19 protein-coding genes and 1 pseudogene are annotated in these 23,079 nt (G+C 48.6%); 18 read left to right on the top strand and 2 right to left on the bottom strand.

The genetic code is table 11. The annotated features are described in order from the left end of the window. Window positions 1-59 precede the first annotated feature (59 nt). Complete coding sequence (locus tag SynTAK9802_RS00775) at window positions 60-1,238, top strand: CCA tRNA nucleotidyltransferase (protein ID WP_370586367.1); 1,179 nt, start codon at window positions 60-62, stop codon at window positions 1,236-1,238. Between the two features lie 82 nt (window positions 1,239-1,320). On the opposite strand, the gene selD is transcribed toward SynTAK9802_RS00775, so the two are convergent. Both selD and galE read right to left on the bottom strand, forming a co-directional pair. Next, window positions 1,321-3,348 (bottom strand): selenide, water dikinase SelD, encoded by a 2,028-nt coding sequence (selD, locus tag SynTAK9802_RS00780; protein WP_186497918.1) that lies wholly within the window; start codon window positions 3,346-3,348, stop codon window positions 1,321-1,323. Next, window positions 3,345-4,406, bottom strand: a complete 1,062-nt coding sequence (gene galE / locus SynTAK9802_RS00785) for a UDP-glucose 4-epimerase GalE (protein WP_186496786.1) — start codon at window positions 4,404-4,406, stop codon at window positions 3,345-3,347. Before galE ends, selD begins: the two co-directional genes overlap by 4 nt. A gap of 107 nt (window positions 4,407-4,513) precedes the next feature. Between galE and hisS the strand changes: the two genes are divergently transcribed. The 17 genes and pseudogenes from hisS to kdsB all read left to right on the top strand — a co-directional run bounded on the left by hisS (window position 4,514) and on the right by kdsB (window position 23,065). Further along, the gene (hisS, locus tag SynTAK9802_RS00790; RefSeq protein ID WP_186496788.1) at window positions 4,514-5,806 is read left to right on the top strand and encodes a histidine--tRNA ligase; all 1,293 of its coding nucleotides are present in this window, start codon (window positions 4,514-4,516) and stop codon (window positions 5,804-5,806) included. Further along, window positions 5,803-6,759 carry a UDP-glucuronic acid decarboxylase family protein gene (locus SynTAK9802_RS00795; protein WP_186496790.1) on the top strand — a complete coding sequence of 319 codons (957 nt, stop codon included), beginning with the start codon at window positions 5,803-5,805 and terminating at the stop codon, window positions 6,757-6,759. Before hisS ends, SynTAK9802_RS00795 begins: the two co-directional genes overlap by 4 nt. Beyond that, window positions 6,756-8,159, top strand: coding sequence for a nucleotide sugar dehydrogenase (locus SynTAK9802_RS00800; protein ID WP_186496800.1), 1,404 nt, complete (start codon window positions 6,756-6,758; stop codon window positions 8,157-8,159). The genes SynTAK9802_RS00795 and SynTAK9802_RS00800 overlap by 4 nt, the downstream gene beginning before the upstream one ends. Next, on the top strand, window positions 8,159-9,181 hold the full coding sequence (locus SynTAK9802_RS00805) for an NAD-dependent epimerase (protein WP_186496802.1): 1,023 nt from the start codon (window positions 8,159-8,161) through the stop codon (window positions 9,179-9,181). Before SynTAK9802_RS00800 ends, SynTAK9802_RS00805 begins: the two co-directional genes overlap by 1 nt. 794 nt (window positions 9,182-9,975) lie before the next feature. Next, window positions 9,976-10,722, top strand: a complete 747-nt coding sequence (locus SynTAK9802_RS00810; RefSeq protein ID WP_255487790.1) for a polysaccharide biosynthesis/export family protein — start codon at window positions 9,976-9,978, stop codon at window positions 10,720-10,722. A 48-nt stretch (window positions 10,723-10,770) separates the two neighbouring features. Continuing rightward, window positions 10,771-10,950: a hypothetical protein gene (locus tag SynTAK9802_RS00815; RefSeq protein WP_186496804.1), complete on the top strand. Its 180-nt coding sequence runs from the start codon at window positions 10,771-10,773 to the stop codon at window positions 10,948-10,950. Window positions 10,951-11,479: 529 nt separating this feature from the next. After that, a complete protein-coding gene (locus tag SynTAK9802_RS00820) occupies window positions 11,480-12,817 on the top strand; it encodes an exopolysaccharide biosynthesis polyprenyl glycosylphosphotransferase (protein ID WP_255487791.1) in 1,338 nt (445 codons plus the stop codon). A 15-nt stretch (window positions 12,818-12,832) separates the two neighbouring features. After that, window positions 12,833-13,930, top strand: a complete 1,098-nt coding sequence (gene gmd / locus SynTAK9802_RS00825; protein WP_186496813.1) for a GDP-mannose 4,6-dehydratase — start codon at window positions 12,833-12,835, stop codon at window positions 13,928-13,930. Beyond that, window positions 13,927-14,895, top strand: a complete 969-nt coding sequence (locus tag SynTAK9802_RS00830; RefSeq protein ID WP_186496814.1) for a GDP-L-fucose synthase — start codon at window positions 13,927-13,929, stop codon at window positions 14,893-14,895. The genes gmd and SynTAK9802_RS00830 overlap by 4 nt, the downstream gene beginning before the upstream one ends. A 261-nt stretch (window positions 14,896-15,156) precedes the next feature. Next, complete coding sequence (locus SynTAK9802_RS00835; protein WP_255487792.1) at window positions 15,157-16,257, top strand: glycosyltransferase family 1 protein; 1,101 nt, start codon at window positions 15,157-15,159, stop codon at window positions 16,255-16,257. Window positions 16,258-16,273: 16 nt separating this feature from the next. Further along, a complete protein-coding gene (locus SynTAK9802_RS00840) occupies window positions 16,274-18,028 on the top strand; it encodes an ABC transporter ATP-binding protein (protein ID WP_186496817.1) in 1,755 nt (584 codons plus the stop codon). An 83-nt stretch (window positions 18,029-18,111) separates the two neighbouring features. After that, complete coding sequence (locus SynTAK9802_RS00845; protein ID WP_186496819.1) at window positions 18,112-18,945, top strand: nucleotide-diphospho-sugar transferase; 834 nt, start codon at window positions 18,112-18,114, stop codon at window positions 18,943-18,945. Next, on the top strand, window positions 18,945-19,844 hold the full coding sequence (locus tag SynTAK9802_RS00850; protein ID WP_186496821.1) for a hypothetical protein: 900 nt from the start codon (window positions 18,945-18,947) through the stop codon (window positions 19,842-19,844). Before SynTAK9802_RS00845 ends, SynTAK9802_RS00850 begins: the two co-directional genes overlap by 1 nt. Window positions 19,845-19,876: 32 nt before the next feature. Continuing rightward, on the top strand, window positions 19,877-20,473 hold the full coding sequence (locus tag SynTAK9802_RS00855; RefSeq protein ID WP_186496822.1) for a hypothetical protein: 597 nt from the start codon (window positions 19,877-19,879) through the stop codon (window positions 20,471-20,473). Further along, window positions 20,470-21,573: pseudogene (locus tag SynTAK9802_RS12485) on the top strand (3-dehydroquinate synthase family protein). The gene SynTAK9802_RS00855 and the pseudogene SynTAK9802_RS12485 overlap by 4 nt, the downstream one beginning before the upstream one ends. 3 nt (window positions 21,574-21,576) lie before the next feature. Then, a complete protein-coding gene (locus SynTAK9802_RS00870; protein WP_186496829.1) occupies window positions 21,577-22,311 on the top strand; it encodes an SDR family NAD(P)-dependent oxidoreductase in 735 nt (244 codons plus the stop codon). Further along, window positions 22,301-23,065, top strand: coding sequence for a 3-deoxy-manno-octulosonate cytidylyltransferase (gene kdsB, locus SynTAK9802_RS00875; RefSeq protein WP_186496831.1), 765 nt, complete (start codon window positions 22,301-22,303; stop codon window positions 23,063-23,065). The genes SynTAK9802_RS00870 and kdsB overlap by 11 nt, the downstream gene beginning before the upstream one ends. Window positions 23,066-23,079: the final 14 nt, after the last annotated feature.

Raw genomic sequence — 23,079 nt, forward strand, 5'->3', positions numbered from 1 at the left:
GATTGAGCTGCCGACTGAAGCACCGCGCATTGGATCTGCCGGGTGTGCCGCCATCGTTAGTGTCTGAGTTGCGTGGTGCTGCTCAAGACGCAGGAGTAAAGCGGCTGGCCCTCGTGGGTGGCGTGGTCAGAGACCTGCTGCTGCATCAGCTGCATGGTGTTCCATGGGCCGGTGTTCCTGATTTGGATTGGGTTGTCGAGGGGAATGCTCTGGCCCTAACGGACGTGCTGATGCAGCGCTGTGGTTCGCAACGGGTCACGGATGTGCAGCATTACGGGGCTTACGGGACAGTTGCACTGCGCTTCGATGGAATCCCTGTTGATTTGGCGTCAGCCCGGCGGGAGATCTACCCGGTTCCCGCTCAGAATCCCAAGGTGGAACCCGGCACGTTGGAGCAAGATCTTCTCCGGCGGGATTTCACCATCAATGCTATGGCCATTGACCTAATGGCTGAGCAGTTGGTTGATTTCCATTCGGGTCAACGCGGGTTGACCGACAAGCAATTGACACTGCTGCATGACCGCAGCATCGGGGATGACCCCACGCGCGTGATCAGGGCAGCGCGCTATGCGGCTCGGCTGGGGTTCACTTTGGATGAAAAAACTCAGGACCAAATCACCCAAACCATTCAGGCCTGGCCTTGGGCTTGGTCCACTAACGCTTCAGCTTCCGCGGCCCCACCGGCGCTCTCGACCCGTCTAAGGATGGAACTCGACCGTTTGTTCCAGCATGAACCTTGGGAACAGGCCATCGCTTTTCTGCAGCAATGGCAGGCTTTGTCGCTGATTGATCCCAGCCTGCAGGGCGATTCGCTACTGATGCGGCGTCTGCACTGGGCTCAGCGGCTGGAGATTCCCCTCATGTTGTCTTTGGTGTCCGGTGTCAGTCATCCCTTGTGCGTTGCGCAGCGACTTCAGCTTCCTGGTCAGCAGCAGCAGTGGTTACGCCAGATGGTGGATTTGAAGCAATGGCTTCTTGCGGATGCCCCGCGTGTGTCGTCGCCCCCGTCGGTCTGGTCAGAGGCTCTAGAGGCGCGTGGTGCGAAGGCTGAAAGTGTGGCTTTGCTGGTCTGCCTGATGCCCGTTCAGTGGAAACCTCTTTTGCGCTGGTGGGGGCGCTGGCGGAAGATCAAATCGCCGAAGACCGCCAGTCAGCTCCTGGACTCTGGCTGGTGTCCTGGCCCTGCATTGGGACAGGAATTGAATAGGCTCCGCCGTGAGGCTCTGGATAATTCATGATGAATAACAGATGACTATTCATCACCGAATGGCTAGAAAGCAGCGTGCCGGAGCCCGGTCATGGAGCATTTGTTGCAAAACCTCATGCAGGCACGTCTGTTGCGTTGCCTATCTGAATCCATTGGCCGTTCTGAGTGAGTTGAGCGGCGGCTTGGCTGCTGCAGGCCAGCAGTAAGGGGCCACAGGTCTGCGGGTCCACCAGCAGTTCGAGCATGTCCTGGGACACGTGATGTTTCAGCTGAACGGGCCCATCCAGCAGACGCAATGCTGCCCGGTTGGAGGGTGCCAGTGTGCTCGAAATGCCGCGTTCGAAAAGCTCCATTGCGCCGGTGTACGCCGGGATGGCATAACCGTCGAGCTGGACCATCAGTCCTGGACTGTTATGGAGCATTTCGCCCAGATGCCCGAGCAGTCCGAAACCGGTGATGTCCGTGCAGGCATGAATGCTCCCGCGGATAGGCTCGATCTCCTCAAGCAGCGTGTGCTGGCTCCACGCCATGGTCTGAAGCGCAGTATCCAGATCAGCCGCCTTGGTGGCGCCACTCATGGCCCCCGCAAACAGCACTCCGGTGCCCAGGGGGCGACTGATCAGCAGGGCATCTCCTGGACGCAGTCCTGTTTTCAGCCAGGGTGATTGGGGGCTGTTGCCGTTCACCGTGAGGGTGATCTGTACCCCGAGGCTGGCCGGCAGCGGTGAGGCGCTGCGGGATTCCATCGTGTGTCCACCGATCAGCTCGGCGCACTGTTCATCCAGAGCCGAGCGGATTCCTGCCAGGGTCTGCACCAGCAGCTCCTGCTGTTCGTCGGCTGAAACCATCGGCAGCGTAATCGTTGCCATGGCGCTGGAGACCGGGGCACCGGAGGCCCAGAGATCAGAGCAGGCGTGCAGGGCCGTCAGACGACCATTGAGCCAGGGGTCACTCACCAGGGCTGGAAAGCCATCCGTGCTCTGTAGGAGTCCTGGATGCCCAGCGGGATGGGCGGCGTCTTCGGGCTGTCCGCCAAGTCCCACTCGCTCCAGTGCTGCTGCCAGGGGTTGGGCCGGTAACTTGGCCGCGCAGCCCCGGCAGGCCTTCGGTGCTGCATCGGCCATCGCTGCTGGCTGTAGAAATCCAGTCATGAAGGCCCGATCAATGCGTTGCTTCAGGTGCCAAAGCTGGCGGGATGGCCCCAGTCGCCAGCCGCCCCAACGCGCCCAGGCAGCATCTTCATGACTGCCGATGAGCTGCAGCGCCTTGCGCTGGGGATGCCAGGGCCGCAAGGGTTGCCCCTGGCAGGCCGCTTCCAGATTGATGGCCAAGGGGCGTCCGGCGCGCACCGCCCATACCCCAGACGCTGGCCGGGGTGATGCGCTGACCACGGCACAGTCGCCGCTGGCGAATAGGCATGGATGGCCTTCGACCCTCAGGTGGCGATCGGTGCGGACCCGGCCATTGGGACTTAAGGGCAGACCAGTCGTCGCCAGCCAGGCGGGCCCCTGGCTTCCTGTGCAGAGCAGGCTGGGTCCGTTGTGGTGGCTGTCGTCGTCGGTGACGGCGATATTGGCCTTTCGCAGCACGTGTTGGACGGCTGGATCTAGTTGTCCCCTGCGCTGTTGCAGCTGGAGCTCGCGTTGTGGCCAGCGACGGCGCAGGGCCAGGACCACTTCCAGGCCGGCAGCTCCGGCCCCGACTACCCGCAGTGGCCTGGGGTCGCTTGGGTCTTCGTTTTCGAGGAAGGCGAGCGCGGCTTCCAACGGTTTGATGGGGACCCCTGCGGTGCTCGGTCGACTCACAGCTCCCACATCCAGGCTCAGCCAGTCGAAGTGGAGTGCAAGACGGTCGCGCAGGTGCAGACAGTTTTGTTCGGTGTCTAAGCCGGTAATTTCCGCTTCAACAAAGGCCACCCCGGCTCGGTCACAGAGCTGTCGAAGGTCGATGGCGAGCTCGTCGCGTTGATACAGCCCGGCAATCAACCCCGGCACCATGCCTGAGTACAGGGCTGTACTGCAGCGGTTGACCAGGGTGATGCTCTGTTGCGGGCGTCGCTCTGGCTGCATGGCCCAGCGTTTGAGCAGAAGCGCATGGCTGTGGCCACCGCCAGCTAAGAGCAGTGTTCCGCCGGTCGTCATTCGGATTGTCGGTAGCCCATGGGATTGGCCCGCTGCCAGGCCCAGCCATCGCGGCAGATGTCGGTGAGCGTGCGCTTCGTTCGCCATTGGAGAATGTCAGCGGCGCGTGAGGGATCGGCGATGGTGACCGCGGCATCGCCAGGTCGTCGGTCAACGAGGGCATAGGGAATGCCTTGTCCGCTGGCGGCGGAAAAGGCGTTGACCACGTCAAGAACACTGGCTCCGTCCCCGCTGCCGAGGTTGCAAGTGAGGTGCTGTGGCCCTTGACTGAGCAGGGTTTCTAGGGCGGCTTTGTGGCCTTCCGCCAGATCCATCACGTGGACGTAATCGCGTACGCCGGTCCCGTCGTGGGTGGGCCAGTCGCTGCCGAACACCCGGAGCTGAGCACGGCGGCCGACGGCCACTTGCGACACGAAAGGGAAGAGGTTGTTGGGAATGCCGAGGGGGTCTTCTCCGATCTGGCCGCTGGGATGGGCGCCCACGGGGTTGAAGTAGCGGAGGGATGCGATGCGCCAGGTGTTTGGAGTACCGCTGTTGAGATCGGCAAGCATCTGTTCAACAGCGGCTTTGGAAAAGCCGTATGGGTTGATGGGTTGGATGGGTGCCGATTCAAGTATCGGAACGGTTTCGGGGTAGCCGTAGACGGTGGCGCTGCTGCTGAAGACAAGGGTGCGGCAGGCATGGGCATCCATGGCCGCGAGAAGAGTTCGTGAGCCCGCGACGTTGACATCCCAGTAAAAAAGTGGCTTTTCAACGGATTCGCCAACCGCTTTGAGCCCGGCGAAATGGATGACGGCTTCAAAGGGACGACCGCTGGCGGCAGCCGCTGAAAAGAGCTCATCGAGGGTGATGGGATCGCGGATGTCCCCGCGCTTGATCTGCAGCTGTTGACCGTCCAGCGGCACATCGGCAAGAGAGGCCACTCTGGCGAGCGCTTCTGGAGAGCTGTTGGAGAAGTTGTCTAGGACGAGAAGGTCGTAGCCGGCTTCGAGCAGCACTATGCAGGTGTGGCTTCCGATGAAACCGGCTCCGCCGGTGATCAGCACGCGCCGGCTCATGTCTTCATACATTTGTTGTCCTGATTCTGAAGCAGGCCGTGGCTTGGGGGCTTTGAGATGTCGATGTCTTACCCGGCAGACTGGATCGCTGTATCTGCATCCCGCACGTGAGTCAGCTCCAGAGCCTCAGGGGCATGGTGGATCTGCTGCCGGAGGCGCTTCAGCGCTGGCAAGCGGTTGAGGCTCAGGCGCGAGAGCATTTTCGGCGGTCCGGATTTGGTGAGATTCGGACGCCGCTTCTGGAGACGACGGACCTGTTCTGCCGTGGCATCGGTGAAGCTACTGATGTGGTGGGCAAGGAGATGTACAGCTTTCAGGATCGAGGCGATCGCTCCTGCACCTTGCGGCCGGAGGGCACCGCATCAGTGGTGCGTGCTGCCCTTCAGCACGGTTTGCTCAGTCAGGGTGCCCAGAAGCTTTGGTATGCGGGTCCGATGTTTCGCTACGAGCGCCCTCAGGCGGGTCGGCAGCGGCAGTTCCATCAGATCGGGGTGGAGTGGCTCGGGGCAGAGCGGGCTCGCAGCGATGTTGAGGTGATTGCTCTGGCCTGGGATCTGCTCGCCAGCCTGGGTGTCGGTGGCTTGCAGTTGGAGCTGAATAGCCTCGGCACGGCTGAAGACCGTCAGGCCTACCGCAAGGCCCTGGTGGCTTGGCTTGAGCAGCGGTCTGAGGCCCTCGATCCCGATTCTCAGACGCGGTTGAGCACCAATCCCCTGCGCATCCTCGATTCCAAAAACAAAGCCACCCAGGCGCTGTTGGAGGAGGCGCCAACGTTGGCGGATGCCCTTTGTGAGGCCAGTCGTGAGCGTTTTGGAGACGTGCAGCGCGGGCTGACCGCCCTGGGCATTCCTTTCCGGCTCAATCCGCGGCTGGTGCGTGGTTTGGACTACTACGACCACACGGCCTTTGAGATCACCAGTGATCAACTCGGGGCTCAGGCCACCGTCTGCGGTGGTGGTCGTTACGACGGCTTGATCGGCCAGCTGGGAGGCGCCCCAACTCCCGCTATCGGCTGGGCTCTTGGCATGGAGAGGTTGTTGCTGGTGCTGGAAGCAGCAGCGAAGGCGGATGCTCAGGGTGTAGCTGCGAGGTTGACGGCGGCTGCAGCCCCTGATGTGTATGTGGTGAACCGTGGTGGGGAGGCCGAGCCTGCAGCCTTGGCTCTGGCGCGGGACCTTCGGGCGGCTGGGTTGTGGGTGGAGTTGGATGCATCCGGCTCCGCCTTTGGCAAGCAGTTCAAGCGGGCTGACCGCAGTCGTGCCCGCTGGGCACTGGTGCTGGGGGATGAGGAGGCCGAGCGTGGAGAGGTGCGGTTGAAGGCCTTGAACCAACAGGTTGAGGAATCCACCGTTGCACTCGCGCCTGTCTCCGCGATCGTGGAGACATTGAGCACCCCATGAGCACGCAGATTCACCTTGTTACAGGGGGTGCCGGATTCCTTGGCTCTCATCTTTGCGATCGCTTGATGGAGGCTGGGGAGGAGGTGATCTGCCTCGACAACTACTTCACTGGGCGCAAGGCCAACATCGCCCAGTGGATCGGTCATCCCCGTTTTGAGCTGATACGTCACGACGTCACCGAGCCGATCAAGTTGGAGGTGGATCGGATCTGGCATCTGGCTTGCCCGGCCTCGCCGATTCACTATCAGTTCAATCCGGTAAAGACCGCGAAAACCAGCTTCCTAGGTACCTACAACATGCTGGGGCTGGCCAGGCGGGTGGGAGCACGCTTGCTGCTGGCGAGCACCAGTGAGGTTTATGGCGATCCGGAGGTGCATCCCCAGCCGGAAAGCTACCGCGGTTGTGTGAACCCTATCGGCATCCGCAGCTGTTACGACGAGGGCAAGCGCATCGCCGAGACCCTCTGTTTCGACTACCAGCGCATGAGCGGCGTTGAGGTGAGGGTGATGCGGATTTTCAACACCTACGGGCCTCGAATGCTGCCCGATGATGGCCGCGTGGTGAGCAACTTCATCGTTCAGGCTCTGCGAGGTCAACCCTTGACGCTTTACGGGGATGGGTCCCAGACCCGTTCGTTTTGTTATGTGAGCGATTTGATCGAAGGAATGATCCGGTTGATGAATGGAGCTCATATGGGGCCAATGAACTTTGGTAATCCGGATGAATTCACCATCCGCCAGCTGGCTGAGCTGGTGCGTGGGCGGATCAACCCGGCCTTGCCGTTGATCAAGAAACCGTTGCCTGAGGATGATCCGATGCAGCGAAAGCCGGTGATCGACTTAGCTCGCGAGCAGTTGCAGTGGCAGCCGACTGTGTCACTGGAGCAGGGTTTGAACCCGACGATTGATTCGTTCCGTAAGTTCCTTGCACTACAAGATCGGTCTAAGGCGTGACCATCCATCGCATCTGCTGTATCGGTGCTGGCTACGTGGGCGGCCCAACCATGGCGGTGATCGCTGATCGCTGTCCGCAGGTGGAGGTCACCGTGGTGGATCTCAATCAAGCACGGATCGACGCTTGGAACGATCCAGACCTGAACCGGTTGCCGGTTTATGAGCCTGGCCTGGATGCCGTTGTGGGCCGGGCCAGGGGGCGCAATCTCAGCTTCTCCACAGAAGTGGAAGTCGCGATTGCGGCTGCCGACATGGTGTTCATTTCGGTGAACACACCAACAAAGACGAAAGGGCTGGGGGCGGGCCAAGCCAGCGACCTGCGCTGGGTAGAGGCCTGCGCCCGCACCGTGGCCCAGTCGGCTAAAGGCCACACGATCGTCGTGGAGAAGAGCACCCTGCCGGTGCGCACAGCTGCAGTGATCAAAACCATTTTAGAAGCAGCCAGTGAAGGTGAGGATCAGCGCACGTTCACGGTGCTTTCCAATCCCGAGTTCTTGGCAGAGGGAACGGCCATTCGCGATCTAGAAGCGCCAGACCGGGTGTTGATCGGTGGTGATGATTCGGCCTCCATTGATGCCCTTGCGTCGATCTATGCCCATTGGGTTCCGCAGCAGCAAATCCTGCGCACCAACCTCTGGAGTAGTGAGCTCTCCAAACTCACCGCTAATGCCTTCCTGGCTCAGCGGATCAGCTCGATCAACTCGATCGCTGCCTTCTGCGAAGCCACTGGGGCAGATGTGCGCGAAGTGGCCCGAGCCATTGGCACCGACAGTCGTATCGGCCCGAAATTTCTCAATGCCGGGCCCGGCTTCGGAGGCAGCTGTTTCCAGAAGGACATCCTCAACCTGGTGTATCTCTGCCGGCATTTCGGCTTGCCGGAGGTGGCGGATTACTGGGAAAGCGTAGTGGTGTTGAATACCTGGCAACAGCACCGCATTGCCCGGTTGGTGGTGCAGAAGCTGTTCGGCACCGTGACGGGAAAGCGCCTCGCGATTCTTGGTTTTGCCTTCAAGGCCGACACCAACGACACCCGCGAGGCCCCGGCGATTCGCATCTGCCTCGATCTTCTGGAGGAGGGCGCGCAGCTCGTTATCCACGATCCCAAGGTGGCAACCGAGCAGATGGCTCGGGATCTGAATCGGGAGTCAGCCTCTCAGGTGGATCGGCTGAGTTCCACCGGCAGTTGGTCTGAGGCCGGCAGCGTTGAGGATGCCGTGATGGGGGCCGATGCTGTGTTGGTACTCACCGAATGGCAGCATTACCGAGAGCTGAACTGGTCAGATCTGGCCGGAAAGATGCGCAAGCCGGCCTGGGTCTTTGATGCCAGGGCTGTCACCGATCCTGCCCAGATCAAAGCCGCTGGCCTAAGCCTATGGCGCGTTGGCGACGGAGAGGGTTGATGGCACGCACTGTTTTGGTCACAGGTGCAGCTGGTTTCATCGGAGCTGCCCTGAGTCAGAGGCTGCTCCAGCAGGGAGACCGGGTTGTCGGCCTCGACAACCTGAACGACTACTACAACCCAAGCTTGAAGAAAGCGAGGCTGCGTCAGATCAAGGCGGTTGCCCCGGAGGGTGCTTGGAGCTTTGTGGAAATGGCCTTGGAAGACGGCGATGCATTGATGGCTTTGTTTGCTGCCGAGAAGCCGTCAGTGGTAGTTAACTTGGCTGCACAGGCGGGGGTTCGTTACTCCCTGGAGAATCCGGCGGCTTACATACAGAGCAATCTTGTGGGCTTTGGCCATCTCCTGGAAGGTTGCCGCCATCACGGCACAGAAAACCTTGTATATGCTTCGAGCAGTTCGGTGTATGGCGGAAACCGCAATCTGCCTTTCCATGAGAAGCAGCCGGTGAACCATCCGGTGAGCCTCTACGCCGCTAGCAAGAAGGCCAATGAGCTGATGGCGCACACATACAGCCATTTATATGGTTTGCCGTCTACGGGTCTGCGGTTTTTCACGGTGTATGGCCCTTGGGGGCGACCCGATATGGCCCCGATGCTGTTTGCCCGGGCGATCCTGGCGGGCGAGCCAATCAAGGTGTTCAACTACGGCAAGATGCAGCGGGATTTCACTTATATCGATGACATCGTTGAGGGAGTGCTGCGTTGTTGCGATAAGCCGGCCACGGCAAATGCTGCTTTTGATCCGCTTCAGCCGGACCCAGCCACGGCGGCAGCACCGCATCGGGTGTTCAACATTGGTAATTCTCAACCAACCGAGCTGTTGCGCTTCATCGAAGTGATGGAACAGGCCTTGGGCCGGGAGGCGATCAAAGATTTTCAGCCGATGCAACCTGGGGACGTGGTGGCGACGGCTGCAGAGACCAAGGCCTTGGAGGATTGGGTGGGTTTTAAACCTTCAACCCCAATTGAATTGGGAGTTCAAAACTTTGCCGAGTGGTACCGCCATTTTTATAAAATCTAGATTCCGAACTTCGCAAATCTGATTAATCTTTTTGGGCCAATAGTGGTCAATTGTTCAATTGCATATGTTTCAAGCTTTTTATTGGCAGTAATGTAATTGTCGCTTTGACAGTAGTGATTTGTTTTGTGTCTGTCCAGAGATGGATTGCTGGAGCAAGTTAGTCCAAGTAGCTAAAATATTTCTTGATTTAAAGTTTGAATGTTAAGCGACTTCCCCAGCGGATCTGTTCGGCGTTAAGAAGTTGGCCCATGTCCACCAGCGAGGAGGCAGTGCTTCCATATACTTCAATCGCAGTACTTTCAGAGACATTCCAGCGGAGGGCTAGTGTGTAGTTGCTCTCTTTTTGAGAGTTTAAAGCAATGTTGGCCTCAGGAATTATTTCCCAGCTGGGAGCTAGGTCAATATTTGTGCTTATGCCTAATCCCCACAGATTCCCTAACCCGGACCAAGCAATCTTCGGGTTAATGTTAATCGCAATTCTAGAATTTGCTTCCCATGTAAACGGTGTTTCTGCAAACAAGTACCCCGGTGCAATGTTATTGCTTGTATTTATGTTGCGACCAAAGCTCAACCGAAGTGCACTCCAAAGTGGTGCACCTCTCAGTGGGCTCGTTAGTACTGCTTTCCCGGATCCGCGCCAGTTTGTTGAGCCATCATTTAGATATGAACGAGCTTGTGGGTTGTCTTGAGGAACATTAGTGCTACTACTTCTGTAAAAATTAAATTGGAAAATATTAGAAATTGAGTAGCCAACTGATGTATCAAGGCTTCTGCGACCGGACCTGCAGCTGCGGGTGGTGAAGCCGCGCCCGATCCGAGTGGCCCTGGTGGGTCAAGTGGGACGACCCGGCATCTATTCCCTCACCACCAGTGAGACCGGCCAGACCGCAGGTGGGCCAAAAATTCGGTTGAGTGGCTTGCCAACGGTGGTGGATGCGATTCAGAAGGCCGGTGGCATCACCCAGAACGCCAACCTGCGGGGTGTAGTGCTGCAGCGCCGTCTTCCAACAACGCAGAACGAGCTCAGTTACAAACAGGCGGAGTTGGATCTGCTGGCTCTGGTTCTTGATGGCAACCAGAGCCAGAACCCCTTTCTGTTTGATGGCGACACGATTCGGATTTCTGAAGCTGAGGAAACCCCTGAGGAAGCTGTTGAGTTGGCGGCGATGAATCTTTCGCCCCAGATGATTTCTGTGAACGTGATCGGTGAGGTGAATAAGCCAGGACGTCTTAAACTTCCAGCGAGTACTCCTTTGGTGCAGGCGGTGATGGCAGCCGGTGGTGCCAATTTCCGTGCAAACACTCGAAATGTGGAACTTGTTCGGATTAATCGGAACGGCAGCGCCAAGTTGAAGAGGTTCAAGCTTGACCTGAGTGCAGCGGCATCGAATGAGAACAACCCGCCGCTGCAAGATGGCGATTCCGTGTTGGTGAATCGCAGTCAATTGGCTAGGGCCGGTGATGCCATCAACACAGTGAGTCAGCCGTTAGGGGGCTTGGTGCAGATCTGGACGTTGTTTCGCTTGATCAACACCAACTGATCTCTGCCCGGCAGGCCATGCTTTGTGACAGTTTTCAGCATCTGTGCGGTGGCCATCAAATATCGCCTTGGCACGTTGGCGGTGACACCGGTGGCCTACCGCGAAAAGAACCTTGCTGTCGTTTCTGCGCTCCTGCCGATGTTCGAATCCCATGTCATTGAATTAGCCCAGTTGCCTTTGGTGTACCACGACCCTATCGCTCCGCTGTACGGAAGACTGTGTCCATGACGCCTGTTGATTGCTCAGGCCCGCGTTGAGGGGTTGATGGCCGTGACATCCGATGGGCAGTGGCCGGCTCTTCAATCGCGTGAGGCTGAAAGTTTCAGCCCTAACACCCAATCAGGGCGTTTTCTGAAGGACTGCACCCTCAAGGACAACCGCCTCAACCACCGCTGCCTGGGTTCCCGATGGGTGGTGGCGAAAAAACATTATTGATAACGACCGCACGCTGAGAGAACTGAAGGCAGAAGTAGTTGCATCCACGCCAACACCGCCGACTCGGCCGATGCTTACTCATCTGTCCCGTGCTCTCAGCTTCCCACCCCTTCAGGTGAGCACGTCGCTAGAGTCGATTTTTTGGAATTTTTGGATCCATGAGCAAGTCTTGTGGCTACCTAGTTGTGGCAGGATTCACTAACTGTCAGTTGAGGGCTTGAGCTCCGCTCCTACCCGTTAGCGTTCGCTTTTGCCCAATCTTTGTATCTATGCCCACCCATAAATGCAATTAAGTCTTCCCTGGATTCTGTCGAGAAAGCGTTTGATTGGAGCTGTCATCGCAGATGGAATTCTTTTTGCATTACTTTATTACGTACTTTACAAGTGGTGCTTTGGTATTTGGCCAGCTGTTTCGCCAAGATTGGCTTTTTTGCTAACGCTTTGGTCTTTAGCTAGTTATGTTATTGGGCGGTATTTCAGCGGAGACAAAAGAGGTTTTGAGATTGAAGCTTGGGATTTTGTCGGCAAGCAGCTGATTGGTACAGGCACTGCTTTGCTACTGACTCTTGGGATCACTTTGCTTCATATTTGGCTTTTTAACAAAAACCCGGTTCAGGCTTCATTTCACAGTTTCCTGATTCCTTTTTTGCTGTTGCTTGCTGTTTTAAGTATATTTCTACAGCTCACAATTCGCCGTTTGTCAGCTATTCGAGATCAAGATAGCATTTCAACTTGGGCCTATGTTGGTTCTGATTCAGGATTTCAACGGCTTCAAGAGCTGTTGAGATGGTCTCGCGTACGTATTCGATTTGAGCACGTACAACCAGAAAACTTAAGCAAAACATTTTTTGTTAAGTACGTTGTTGATCGGTTTCATGGTCAACATCCTGGCCTTTTGAAAAGCCTATCTCAATATCAGTTGAGAGGATCTGTAGTTTATAATCGTTTGGCATGGTGTGAGGCTGTTCTGCAGAGATTCCCATCTGATTTTCTTTCAGAGGCGGATCTTCTTGCGGGTGGTTTTTCAGTCGCTGAGAGCACTTTTCAGGTTCGCCTTAAACGTGTAGGTGACGTTGTCGTTGCTATGACCTTATTGCTGATCACAAGTCCACTGATACTTCTATCAGCACTATTGATTAAATTCAGTGATCGAGGCCCTATTTTTTACTCTCAGGTTCGTACTGGTCTAGACGGGAGTCCCTTTAAAATTTGGAAATTGCGAACCATGCGAATTGATGCTGAGTATCAAGGAGCGCAATGGTCATCGAGATCAGATCCTCGTATTACAAAGGTTGGGGCCTTGCTCAGGATTACGCGTGTGGATGAGCTGCCTCAACTCTGGTGTGTTTTGGCTGGATCCATGAGTTTGATTGGACCGCGTCCAGAACGCCCGGAATTTGATCAGCAGTTGTCTCGCAAGATTCCGTTTTACGAGCTCAGGCATCATATTCGACCTGGCTTGAGTGGATGGGCTCAAGTGAACTATCCTTATGGAGCCTCCATCGAGGATTCCGCGAACAAGTTGAGTTATGATCTGTATTATATAAAACATTTTTCTTTCTTGCTTGACCTTTTGATTCTATTCAAAACAATACGTTTGGTCTTCAATGCTCAAGGAGCATTGCCAGAACATTCTGCTGCTTCTAACCCCTCATCTTGATATCTGGCTGGATTAATGTCCAATGCAAAAAAAGCTCTTATTACAGGCATAACAGGCCAGGATGGAAGCTATCTAACAGAGTTGCTGCTGGAGAAGGGCTATCAAGTGCATGGGATCAAGCGGCGCTCAAGCAGCTTCAACACCAGCCGGATTGATCATTTATATCAAGACCCGCATGAAAGTGATCCTCGCTTGGTGCTCCATTACGGCGATCTCACCGACAGTACCAATCTGATTCGGATTATCCAGCAGGTGCAGCCGGATGAGATCTACAACCTCGGTGCCCAGAGCCATGTGGCGGTGAGTTTTGAGAGCCCTGAGTACACAGCGAATAGCGATGCGCTGGGCACGCTGCGGATCCTGGAGGCGGTCCGGATTCTTGGATTGACGGAGACAACAAGGATTTACCAAGCCAGCACCAGTGAGCTTTACGGCTTGGTGCAGGAGATCCCCCAGAAGGAGAGTACGCCCTTTTACCCGCGTAGCCCCTATGGCGTTGCCAAGCTCTATGCCTACTGGATCACGGTCAACTACCGTGAGAGTTATGGGATGTATGCCTGTAATGGCGTGCTGTTTAATCATGAAAGTCCGCGGCGGGGTGAAACCTTTGTGACGCGCAAGATCTCTCGCGGGCTGGCGCGTGTAGATGCCGGTCTGCAGGAGTGTCTGCATATGGGCAACCTCGACTCTCTGCGCGACTGGGGTCATGCTCGTGATTACGTCGAAATGCAATGGCTGATGTTGCAGCAGGAGAAGCCTGAGGATTTCGTGATTGCCACCGGCCGCCAGGAGAGCGTTCGCCGCTTCATCGAGCTCACAGCGCAGCAGCTTGGTTGGGGGCCGATGCATTGGGACGGCGAAGGCACATCTGAAGTGGGCCGCCGCGGCGACACGGGAGATGTAGTTGTGAAGATTGACCCGCGCTATTTCCGTCCTGCGGAGGTCGAAACCCTGTTGGGTGACCCGAGCAAAGCCAAAGACAAGTTGGGCTGGACCCCGACGACGACCCTTGAGGAACTCGTTGCTGAAATGGTGGCTACCGACGTTGAGGAAGCAAAGAAAGAGGCTTACCTCAAGCTAAAAGGCTTTGTAGTCGTTGGGGCACAGGAATGAGTCTGATTACAACTAGCGATAGTTTTGCGATCTTTGGGTCTCGGGGCATGGCGGGCAGCGCCATCAGCCGCGCTTTAGATCGCGTCGGTTACAACAGGCAGTTCAAACCTAGCCGTCAGGAACTGGATCTGCTCGATCCTCTTGCAGTGCAGCAGTGGTTTGCTGAGCTACAACCAACTGTGGTTGTGCTGGCTGCTGCGAAGGTGGGCGGTATTCATGCCAACAACACCTATCCGGCTGATTTTCTGCTTGAGAACCTCAAGATCCAGACTAATGTGATCGAAACGGCCTGGCGCTCTGGGGTGAAGCGCTTGCTGTTTCTAGGCAGCAGCTGTATCTACCCGAAATTCGCAAAACAGCCTATCAAGGAGGAGTCTTTACTCACCGGACCGCTCGAGCCCACTAATGAGTGGTACGCCACCGCCAAAATTGCCGGTATTAAACTCTGCGAAGCTCTCCGCAAGCAGCATGGCTTCGATGCGATCAGCCTCATGCCCACAAACTTGTATGGGCCTGGTGATAACTATCACCCGGAAAATAGTCATGTGTTGCCGGCAATGATTCGCCGCTTTCATGAGGCAATTGAATCCAACTTAACGACAGTGACTTGTTGGGGAACTGGTTTCCCTTTTAGGGAATTTCTACATGCTGATGATCTTGGTGAGGCAGCGGTATATGCATTACAACATTGGCAACCTGAAATGAATTCCATGGCTTTTCTTAATGTTGGTACAGGTTGTGAGCTGAGTATCCGAGAGCTTGCCCAAGAGGTGGCTAAAGTCACAAATTTTAAGGGTAAAATTATATGGGATACCTCTAAACCTGATGGTACGCCCAAAAAGTTATTGGATGTTGGTCGTATGCATGAATTAGGTTGGAAGCCATCAATTTCTTTAGAGAAAGGTTTAGTTCTTGCTTATCAAGATTTTCGGAATGCCCTAAGAGAGCGAAAATTGCGCCAATAACACTTTTCTGTAAGTGTAGTTTTCGCTTGAATCATTGATCTGCTTCGTAAAGATTAGCATGATTATATTCAGAAATTGCCTAAATACACTCACTTACTTGATCGGTTTAAAGTAAATTTGTTTATATATTTCATTTTCATCTTCGTGAAGATCTATAGCTGACCTATTATTGTGTATGCATCTTTTACATATTAACTTTTGAAGCATTAGCCTTATGGCGACCCAGGATTGGTTATAATTAACTTTTGGAAATAAACTCATTTGAAAATTCTATATGACGGTCAAATATTTAGCATTCAGCAATATGGGGGGATTTCTCGCTACTTCTGTGAGCTTGTGCGTTCCAACATCTCTCATACCATTCAAACTAGAATCTTTGCACCTTTTTCGGTTAATAATTATCTCACACAAATTAACAATAAAAATCTGAGTTTAAATAAACGCAAGCTTCCGCTTTTTCGAGGGTCGCACCATATTTACCGGAATCTATCAAGACTTGCGTTAACACTTTACGCTGATCTCAATAAATATGATCTAATTCACGAAACATATTATCACCGTTCGACTCTATGTCGTTTTAAAGGCAAGATTGTGACTACGGTTCACGATATGACTCATGAAATGTTTCCACATTTCTTTTCTAACAAAGACTGTACTTCAGAGCTAAAGTATGCTTCGATCAAAAGATCAGATCACGTAATTTGCATCTCTGAAAATACAAAAAAAGATGTTGTTAAAATCTTCAATATCGATCCAGATCGCATTTCAGTTGTTTACCATGGTTATAATCAACCTATATTTATAGATTCTTCAATGAAATATAATTCCCCTAGGCCTTATATTCTCTATGTTGGGAATAGATCAGGCTATAAAAATTTTTTGAATCTTTTCAAGGCTTATGTCAGTTCACCAATGCTACTTCGCGATTATATGATTATATGTTTTGGTGGAGGCGACTTTAATAAGGATGAAAAAAATCTTTTTAGAGAACATGATTTAAGTTCGTCCAACATTGCATACACTAAAGGCGATGATAAGACATTGAATTTACTTTATCATAATGCTTCCGTTTTTATATACCCTTCCTTTTATGAAGGATTTGGAATACCACTTTTAGAGGCGATGAGTTCGCGTTGTCCTGTGGCATGTAGCAATACAGGTTCATTCCCTGAAGTCGGTGGCGATGCTGTCGCCTATTTTGACCCACAGTCAGTTTCCTCAATTATGCATACTCTTGTAAATATATTAGATAATTCTATATATCGTGATGACCTTATTAATAAGGGGGTTAATCGACTGAATTATTTTAGCTGGAATCAGACAACCAATGAAACCCTGAGTATTTACAGCAAATTATTTTAATTTTCTACTGAAACTTATGCTCACCTCGTTTTTTTCTACTTCTTCGATTATTTGGAGAAATTTACGCGTTAATCGAAGAGTTGATTTATTTATTCTTTTATCTTTAATGATATCTGCTGCAGTTCTTGAGTTAATATCAATAGGCTTTGTTTTTCCTTTGCTTTCGGTATTAAGCAACCCCTCACAAATCAGAGATTCAATTTCCAGTGATCAATTTATTTTCCTTCTTCAATACTCTGACAATTCATTAATTGTTTTTGTTGCAACGTTATTCGCTATATCAACTCTAATTACAATGACAGTAAGACTCTACGCTTTAAAAAAATCGTCTTTAATTGCTGCAAAATTAGGTCATGAACTAAGTTGCAAAGTATTTGAAAACTATATTTTTAATACCTACGAGTTTCATGTTTCTGCCAATAGCAGTATTATTATTTCGGCATTGACCATGCAAATGCCAAAGTTGATTGCTTCGATAAACTCTTTTTTTGAAATCATTTCATCATCATTAATAGTACTATTTATTCTCTTGGTATTAATTTCCGCCAATCCTATACTTGCCGCCATTTCAATACTGTTTTTTTGCGTAATTTATACTGTTATTGCATTTGCAAGTAAAAAGAAAATAAAAGCCAATAGCATTAAAATTGCTGAATCTACACGAATGTTGGTTCAAGTCACTCAAGAAAGTGTTGGCGCCATAAAAGATATTATCTTGGATGGATCTCATAAACATTTTCTTGAAAAGTACACGACTCGTGACTTTTCTCAAAAAATTCTTCAAGCTAATAACTTATATATTTCTGCTTACCCCCGATACCTTGTAGAAGGCTTTGCAATGATTTTAGTGGCTTTAATTGCGTGTAATTATGCCATTCAAAATAATAATTTAGAATCTGTTATCCCAATTTTGGGTACGTTTGTTTTAGCGATACAGAAAATGCTACCAGCAATTCAAAAAATCTATAGAGGCTGGGCATTGATAAGCGGATATGCCAGTGACAATAAAGTTATTGCAAAATTTTTGAACAATCCCACAATAATGCCAATCAAGCCCTTCTCTCCAAAGGTATTAAAACAGAGTATTGAATTTAAAGATATTTCTTATTCTTATCCAAGTTCAAATTCTCCTGTTCTCTCGCATGTAAACCTGAGATTAAAGCTAGGCGATTGTATTGGAGTTGTTGGCAAAACCGGTTCTGGAAAGAGTACATTGATAAATCTGCTTATGGGGCTACTTATACCAAAAACCGGGAGTATTTATATTGATGACTCTTTAGTTTGTGACTATGGTAGGCAATCTATTGAGAAGTCTGAAATATTCAGAAATAATGTTGCCCATGTCCCTCAGGATATTTTTCTCATCGACGATACTATTCTTGGTAACATAACATTAGGCAAGAATAAGTCTGATATTCTTTCTGACATGCTTGAAAAATCATTGAAAGTGTCAGAACTAGATCGTTTTGTCGCAGACTTACCTGAAAATATTCATACTTTTGTCGGAGAACGAGGATATATGCTAAGCGGTGGTCAAAAACAAAGGATAGGTATTGCGAGAGCTATCTATAAAAACTCGACAATCTTAGTCCTTGATGAGGCTACCAGTGCGCTTGACTCACAGACACAGGATCAGATCATGGATAATCTGGAGCAAATCAGGCAAGATAAAATTATAATAATGGTTGCGCATCGCAAGGAAAGCCTCCGTCATTGTGATAAACTTATTTCTATTGAAAATGGAATTATCTCAGTAATAAATTCAAAATGACCGTAACCAATATTACTCTTGAGACTAGTTATAGAGTCCCAATACTAATTAATATCTATAATAGACCGCATTTCTCAGTAATCTTGGTCGATGCTCTTAGGAAGGTAAAACCTCGTAAGATCTATATTGCATCTGATGGTGCTAAATCTAATACAAAAGACATTGAACTTGTTAGCAAAGCCCGTCAAATTACCGAATTAATTGACTGGGATTGTGAATTATTTACCCTTTATCGTCCGCATAATCTTGGATGCAAAGATGCGGTGAGTTCTGCCATTTCTTGGTTCTTTAACTGTGAATCTAGTGGGATAATTCTTGAGGATGATACAATCCCTGCGCCAGACTTTTTTGCTTATTGCCAATATATGCTTGAGAAATATATTGATGACAAGTCTATATGGATGATTTGTGGATTTAATCCTAAAAATCCAACTGCTATAACTAATCAAGCATTTTTATCTCAAAATCCAAGTGTTTGGGGTTGGGCGACTTGGGCGGATCGATGGAAAGAATTTGACCTAGAGTTACGAGATTGGCCCACAAAACCAATAAAGTTTAATTCGCTAGTCCCAAAATACGTTAAAAGATTTTATAAACGCATTTTTAATCTGGTCAAAAATAATACTATTAATTGCTGGGGCTATCAAGTTACTTATATGATCCTTAAAAATAATGGCCATGTTGTTAAGCCTTATACTAACTTAATTGGCAACATAGGCACTGTTGGGGCTCACTCTACATCAAAAGACCTAAACCATTTTACTCCTACTGGACAATATACTGTACCTTCTAAAAATATAGATATCAAGTCAGACTATTCACAAGATTTATGGTTTTATGATGTGAACCTTAAGCGCTATAGGACTATCAATAGGCTAATAAATAAAATCAAAAAATATTTAACTTTTAGAACTTAATGATCACCTTAATCGCTTTTGCTGACACATCTCTAAGAAGAAGTGTTCATAGGTTCAACAAACAAGCGCAAAATCTCGGTTTCTTTGACAATATATGCATATATAGTGAACGCGACTTCTCTAATTTGTATAAAGAAAGTCCTTTCCCCTCTAAGGTTGATCGAGGATATGGCTACTGGTCATGGAAATCAAGAATTATTCTGGATACTATGTCTAACGTCTCATGCAAAGATATTATTGTTTATGTTGATATTGGATGCCATTTTAATCCCAAAGGTAAAAACCGTTTTGAGGAATATCTTGGCTTATTAAAATTCTCTAAAACAGGCATTCTAGCCTTTCAGGCTACTGCACCATCTTTAAGCAATTCTCCACTTATTCATGATGGTCGACCGTTACCAGATCAGTCACTTTATATTTGGACAAAAGGGGATGTATTTGATTTCTTTGGCATTAGAGATGATGAAAAGTTTACGAAATCGCAGATTATAGGTGCCGGAATTATATTTATTCAGAAAAATGAGCATAGCATGTCAATAATTCAAGAATGGGATCAGCTTATGCACTCATATCCATGGCTAATAAATGATTTACCTTCTATATCTCCTAACTTCTCCGGATTCCAAGAGCATAGGCATGACCAGTCTTTATGGTCTATTTTGTGTTTAAAGTATTCTGTATCTACGGTATCTGCCTATGAGTATTGGTACCCGCAATCTTTCAATTTGTCAAAATCTGATTGGCGTGTATTGGCCAAAATGCCCATTCTTGCCAAGCGTGATTTAAACTATGGTTCTATTGTTGCTATAGCTTTGTTATTCAAAAAAATCAAAAGACGGTTTTTTAAAATTCTCCTCTGCTACGCAGAGAAAACAAAAAATATCTATTTTTGCAACTAATGCATTTATTTATTCCTTATTCTAGGCAGTACATGAAGCTGAAGTATAAACATGATGCTTCATTCCTACAATTTATCGAAGATACAGTCCTTCCTGTTTCACTCAATCGGTTCTGTCGTGACAATAGAGTTTCTAAAATATATTTTTACTCAGATATACCATTGCCTAAGGATGTTCCTACCTCAAATTTAAAAATTTTAATTTCAAAAAATTTAGCCCCATCTTGTGATTCTAACTTAACCTTGGCGACATCTTTTTTCGAATCACACATATTTGATTTTTCAGCCCCTATTTTGCAAGTGAATCCACTATATCCTTTTTTATCAATTGAAAATTTGTTTAATTGCTATAGTTCTGTTTTATCTTCTGAGTTTGATGTTGTATTTTCTTCTTTACGGACCGGTCAAGTTATTGATAAGGCTTCGAACAAGAGAGCAAGTGATAACTACTTTTATGATATAGGTGCTTTTTATGTCTTCACTCCAAATCAGCTTTTATCCGAGCAAACTAGATTCTACGGGAAGATTAAAAAAGCATCTCTGAATGCTGTCGAAAATGTTAATCTTCGAACATTAGATGATATCAGTTTGTACAACCAAGTTATCAATCTGGGAGGATTAGTAAAATGATTAAACCTGATTTGACCATTGATTTAGAGCAAGCTTCTTATCCTGTTTATATAAAAGGTGATATTCTAGATTCTTTTCATGAAATATCATCTGATTTATTTCTTCCCTCAAATATATTTGTTATTGCTGACTCTGCAGTTTGGAATTTGTATTCTTTCAAGCTAGAGTCTTTTTTGGCGAACAAAAATTATTCTGTTTTTGAGGTAAAAGGTGGTAAGTCTTGTAAAAATTTTTCAACAGTCTTATCGATTTTTCAGGAAATGGATGAATTGAATTTCCCTCGTAATACATTAATAATTGCCTTCGGTGGTGGTGTGATTGGCGATTTAGCTGCGTTTGTTGCTTCCTGTTGGTACAGGTGAGTTCCTCTCCTACACATACCAACGACTTTGATGGCTGCTGTTGATAGCTGTGTTGGTGGTAAAACAGCCATTAACTTTAGAGATACTGTCAATGCTATTGGTACTTACCACCATCCTTGCGCCATAGTAATAGACATAAAAATACTTCAATCGCTTCCTTTGCGAGAGATCTCTTCTGGAATGGGAGAAGTCCTTAAATATGTATTATTAGGCTGTGATCAATTAATCGACTATTCTAATAGTAGGCACAACATTAATTATGAGGAAATAGTTACTTATTCATTGCTTACAAAGCAAAATTTTGTCAAAAATGATATTAAAGAGCAATCAATGAGATTATTTTTAAATTTTGGACATACTATCGGTCACGCAATAGAATTTAGCACGATTCTTAACGGTCATGAGTTATTGCGTCATGGCGAAGGTGTTGCTCTCGGTATTTTGGCTTCACTTCGTCTCTGTATTCAGCAGGGAAATTCTCAGTTGATCAAGCTTTATGATTATTCTTATGAATTTATGTTGACCCATAATCTCCCTGTTTCTATCAGTGCCTCTACTCTTGGTCTTACAAGAGAAGAACTCATTAATAAAATTTCAGCATTAGCTTTTAAGGACAAAAAACGTGTTGATTCCTCTCTTCGTTTCATTGGTCTTGAATCTATAGGCAAACCATTTATAATTTATATCTCAGATCCTGATACTATCAGCATTGCTCTTTCTGAGTTGATTACAGACTGAATTATGCAAGAGATTGTTCTTACAGGTGTTAGCAAAGGTTTTGGTAAGCAGCTCTTGTTGTCTTTATCAGAAAAATATTTTATTCACGCTCTGACGCGTAGCCCCGAAGATATATCATTTGCAGTTGAATTAGAACAACAAAATAAAATTAAGCTTTACTATGCTGATCTTGCTTCTATTAACGAAGTAGACGCTTTCTGCGACCAAGTCCTTGCCAACTCTAATCAATTACTTGGCATTATTAATAATGCTGGTCGTAGATTTCGTAGTTCTATTGATACAATTGAGTATTCTGACTTATGCTCCTTGTTTGACGTAAATATACACGCACCTTTTTTTATAATCAAGAACTTGCTCCCCCTATTGAAGAAGAATAAGTATTCTCGCATCATCAACATATCTTCTATAGTAGGTTATAGGGGTTTTGATGACTTGTCTGGATATGGTATGACGAAAGGTGCCATAAATTCTATGACTAAATGCCTCGCATCTGAACTAGCTGAGCATCAAGTTACTGTTAATGCTATTCTTCCTGGTTTTTGTGAAACCTCATATGCAGATAAATTTAAATCTAATCTACCCTTATACGAATCCACCATCATACGGACACCCTTGAAAAGGTGGGGGGCAGACACTGAATTAAATGGTATAGTTGAGTTTTTGTTGTCAACTCATTCTTCATATATGACTGGTTCGTTAATTACAATGATGGTGGCTGGACTGCAATATGACTCCTGAAACACTTATTGTTATACCATCCAGATTAGATTCTACGAGGATAAAGAGGAAGCCATTACAGCTTATTCACGGCAAACCAATGATAGTATGGGTTGCTGATAGAGTTGCCAATTTTAATCTTCTACCATACGTTGTTGCTACTGATAGTAATGAAATATATGATGTTTGCACGCGACATAATCACCCGTGCACTCTGACTTCAGCTACTTGTTCCTCTGGTACAGATAGAGTTTTTGAAGTTTCCACTATGCCTCAATATGTAAATTATTCCTTATATATTAACGTGCAAGGTGATGAACCTCTAGTTTTAAAAAGTTCTATCAAAAGTGTTTATTCAAGTTTGCTTGAAAATCAAGACTGTTTTGTACAACTTTTGTCAAAAAAAACTGTTACTAGTAATAACACTTCAGAAGTAAAAGCTGTTCTTAACGAACACCTTGAAATACTTTATTGTAGTCGCGCGTTGATTCCATTTGCAAAATCTGAACCAGAGAGTTATCAAATTTCAGTTATTAGTGGGCTTTATGGTTACTCAAGAGATACTCTTAAAAAGTTCTACAATTCGACGCCAGGACCTCTTGAACATTTAGAAGGTATTGAGCAGTTACGTTGTATTGAAAACCATATAACGATCAAAGGTCTATTTGGTGAAAATATTGAAAGAAGCGTAGATACCCCTCAAGATCTGCAATTTATGCGAAATTTGCCCTTAACCATGTTTCACAACTCTTCTGTTTCGTGTTCAGATGTCTGAAAGACTAGTCCGTT

The sequence above is a fragment of the Synechococcus sp. TAK9802 genome, from assembly GCF_014279535.1.
Lineage (GTDB): Bacteria > Cyanobacteriota > Cyanobacteriia > PCC-6307 > Cyanobiaceae > Parasynechococcus.

Coding starts and splice junctions, on each gene's coding strand:
- selD (WP_186497918.1), bottom strand. CDS start 3,348: ATGACGACCGGCGGAACACTGCTCTTAGCTGGCGGTGGCCACAGCCAT.
- galE (WP_186496786.1), bottom strand. CDS start 4,406: ATGAGCCGGCGCGTGCTGATCACCGGCGGAGCCGGTTTCATCGGAAGC.
- SynTAK9802_RS00795 (WP_186496790.1), top strand. CDS start 5,803: ATGAGCACGCAGATTCACCTTGTTACAGGGGGTGCCGGATTCCTTGGC.
- SynTAK9802_RS00805 (WP_186496802.1), top strand. CDS start 8,159: ATGGCACGCACTGTTTTGGTCACAGGTGCAGCTGGTTTCATCGGAGCT.
- gmd (WP_186496813.1), top strand. CDS start 12,833: ATGTCCAATGCAAAAAAAGCTCTTATTACAGGCATAACAGGCCAGGAT.
- SynTAK9802_RS00830 (WP_186496814.1), top strand. CDS start 13,927: ATGAGTCTGATTACAACTAGCGATAGTTTTGCGATCTTTGGGTCTCGG.
- SynTAK9802_RS00840 (WP_186496817.1), top strand. CDS start 16,274: ATGCTCACCTCGTTTTTTTCTACTTCTTCGATTATTTGGAGAAATTTA.
- SynTAK9802_RS00850 (WP_186496821.1), top strand. CDS start 18,945: ATGATCACCTTAATCGCTTTTGCTGACACATCTCTAAGAAGAAGTGTT.
- SynTAK9802_RS00855 (WP_186496822.1), top strand. CDS start 19,877: ATGAAGCTGAAGTATAAACATGATGCTTCATTCCTACAATTTATCGAA.
- SynTAK9802_RS00870 (WP_186496829.1), top strand. CDS start 21,577: ATGCAAGAGATTGTTCTTACAGGTGTTAGCAAAGGTTTTGGTAAGCAG.
- kdsB (WP_186496831.1), top strand. CDS start 22,301: ATGACTCCTGAAACACTTATTGTTATACCATCCAGATTAGATTCTACG.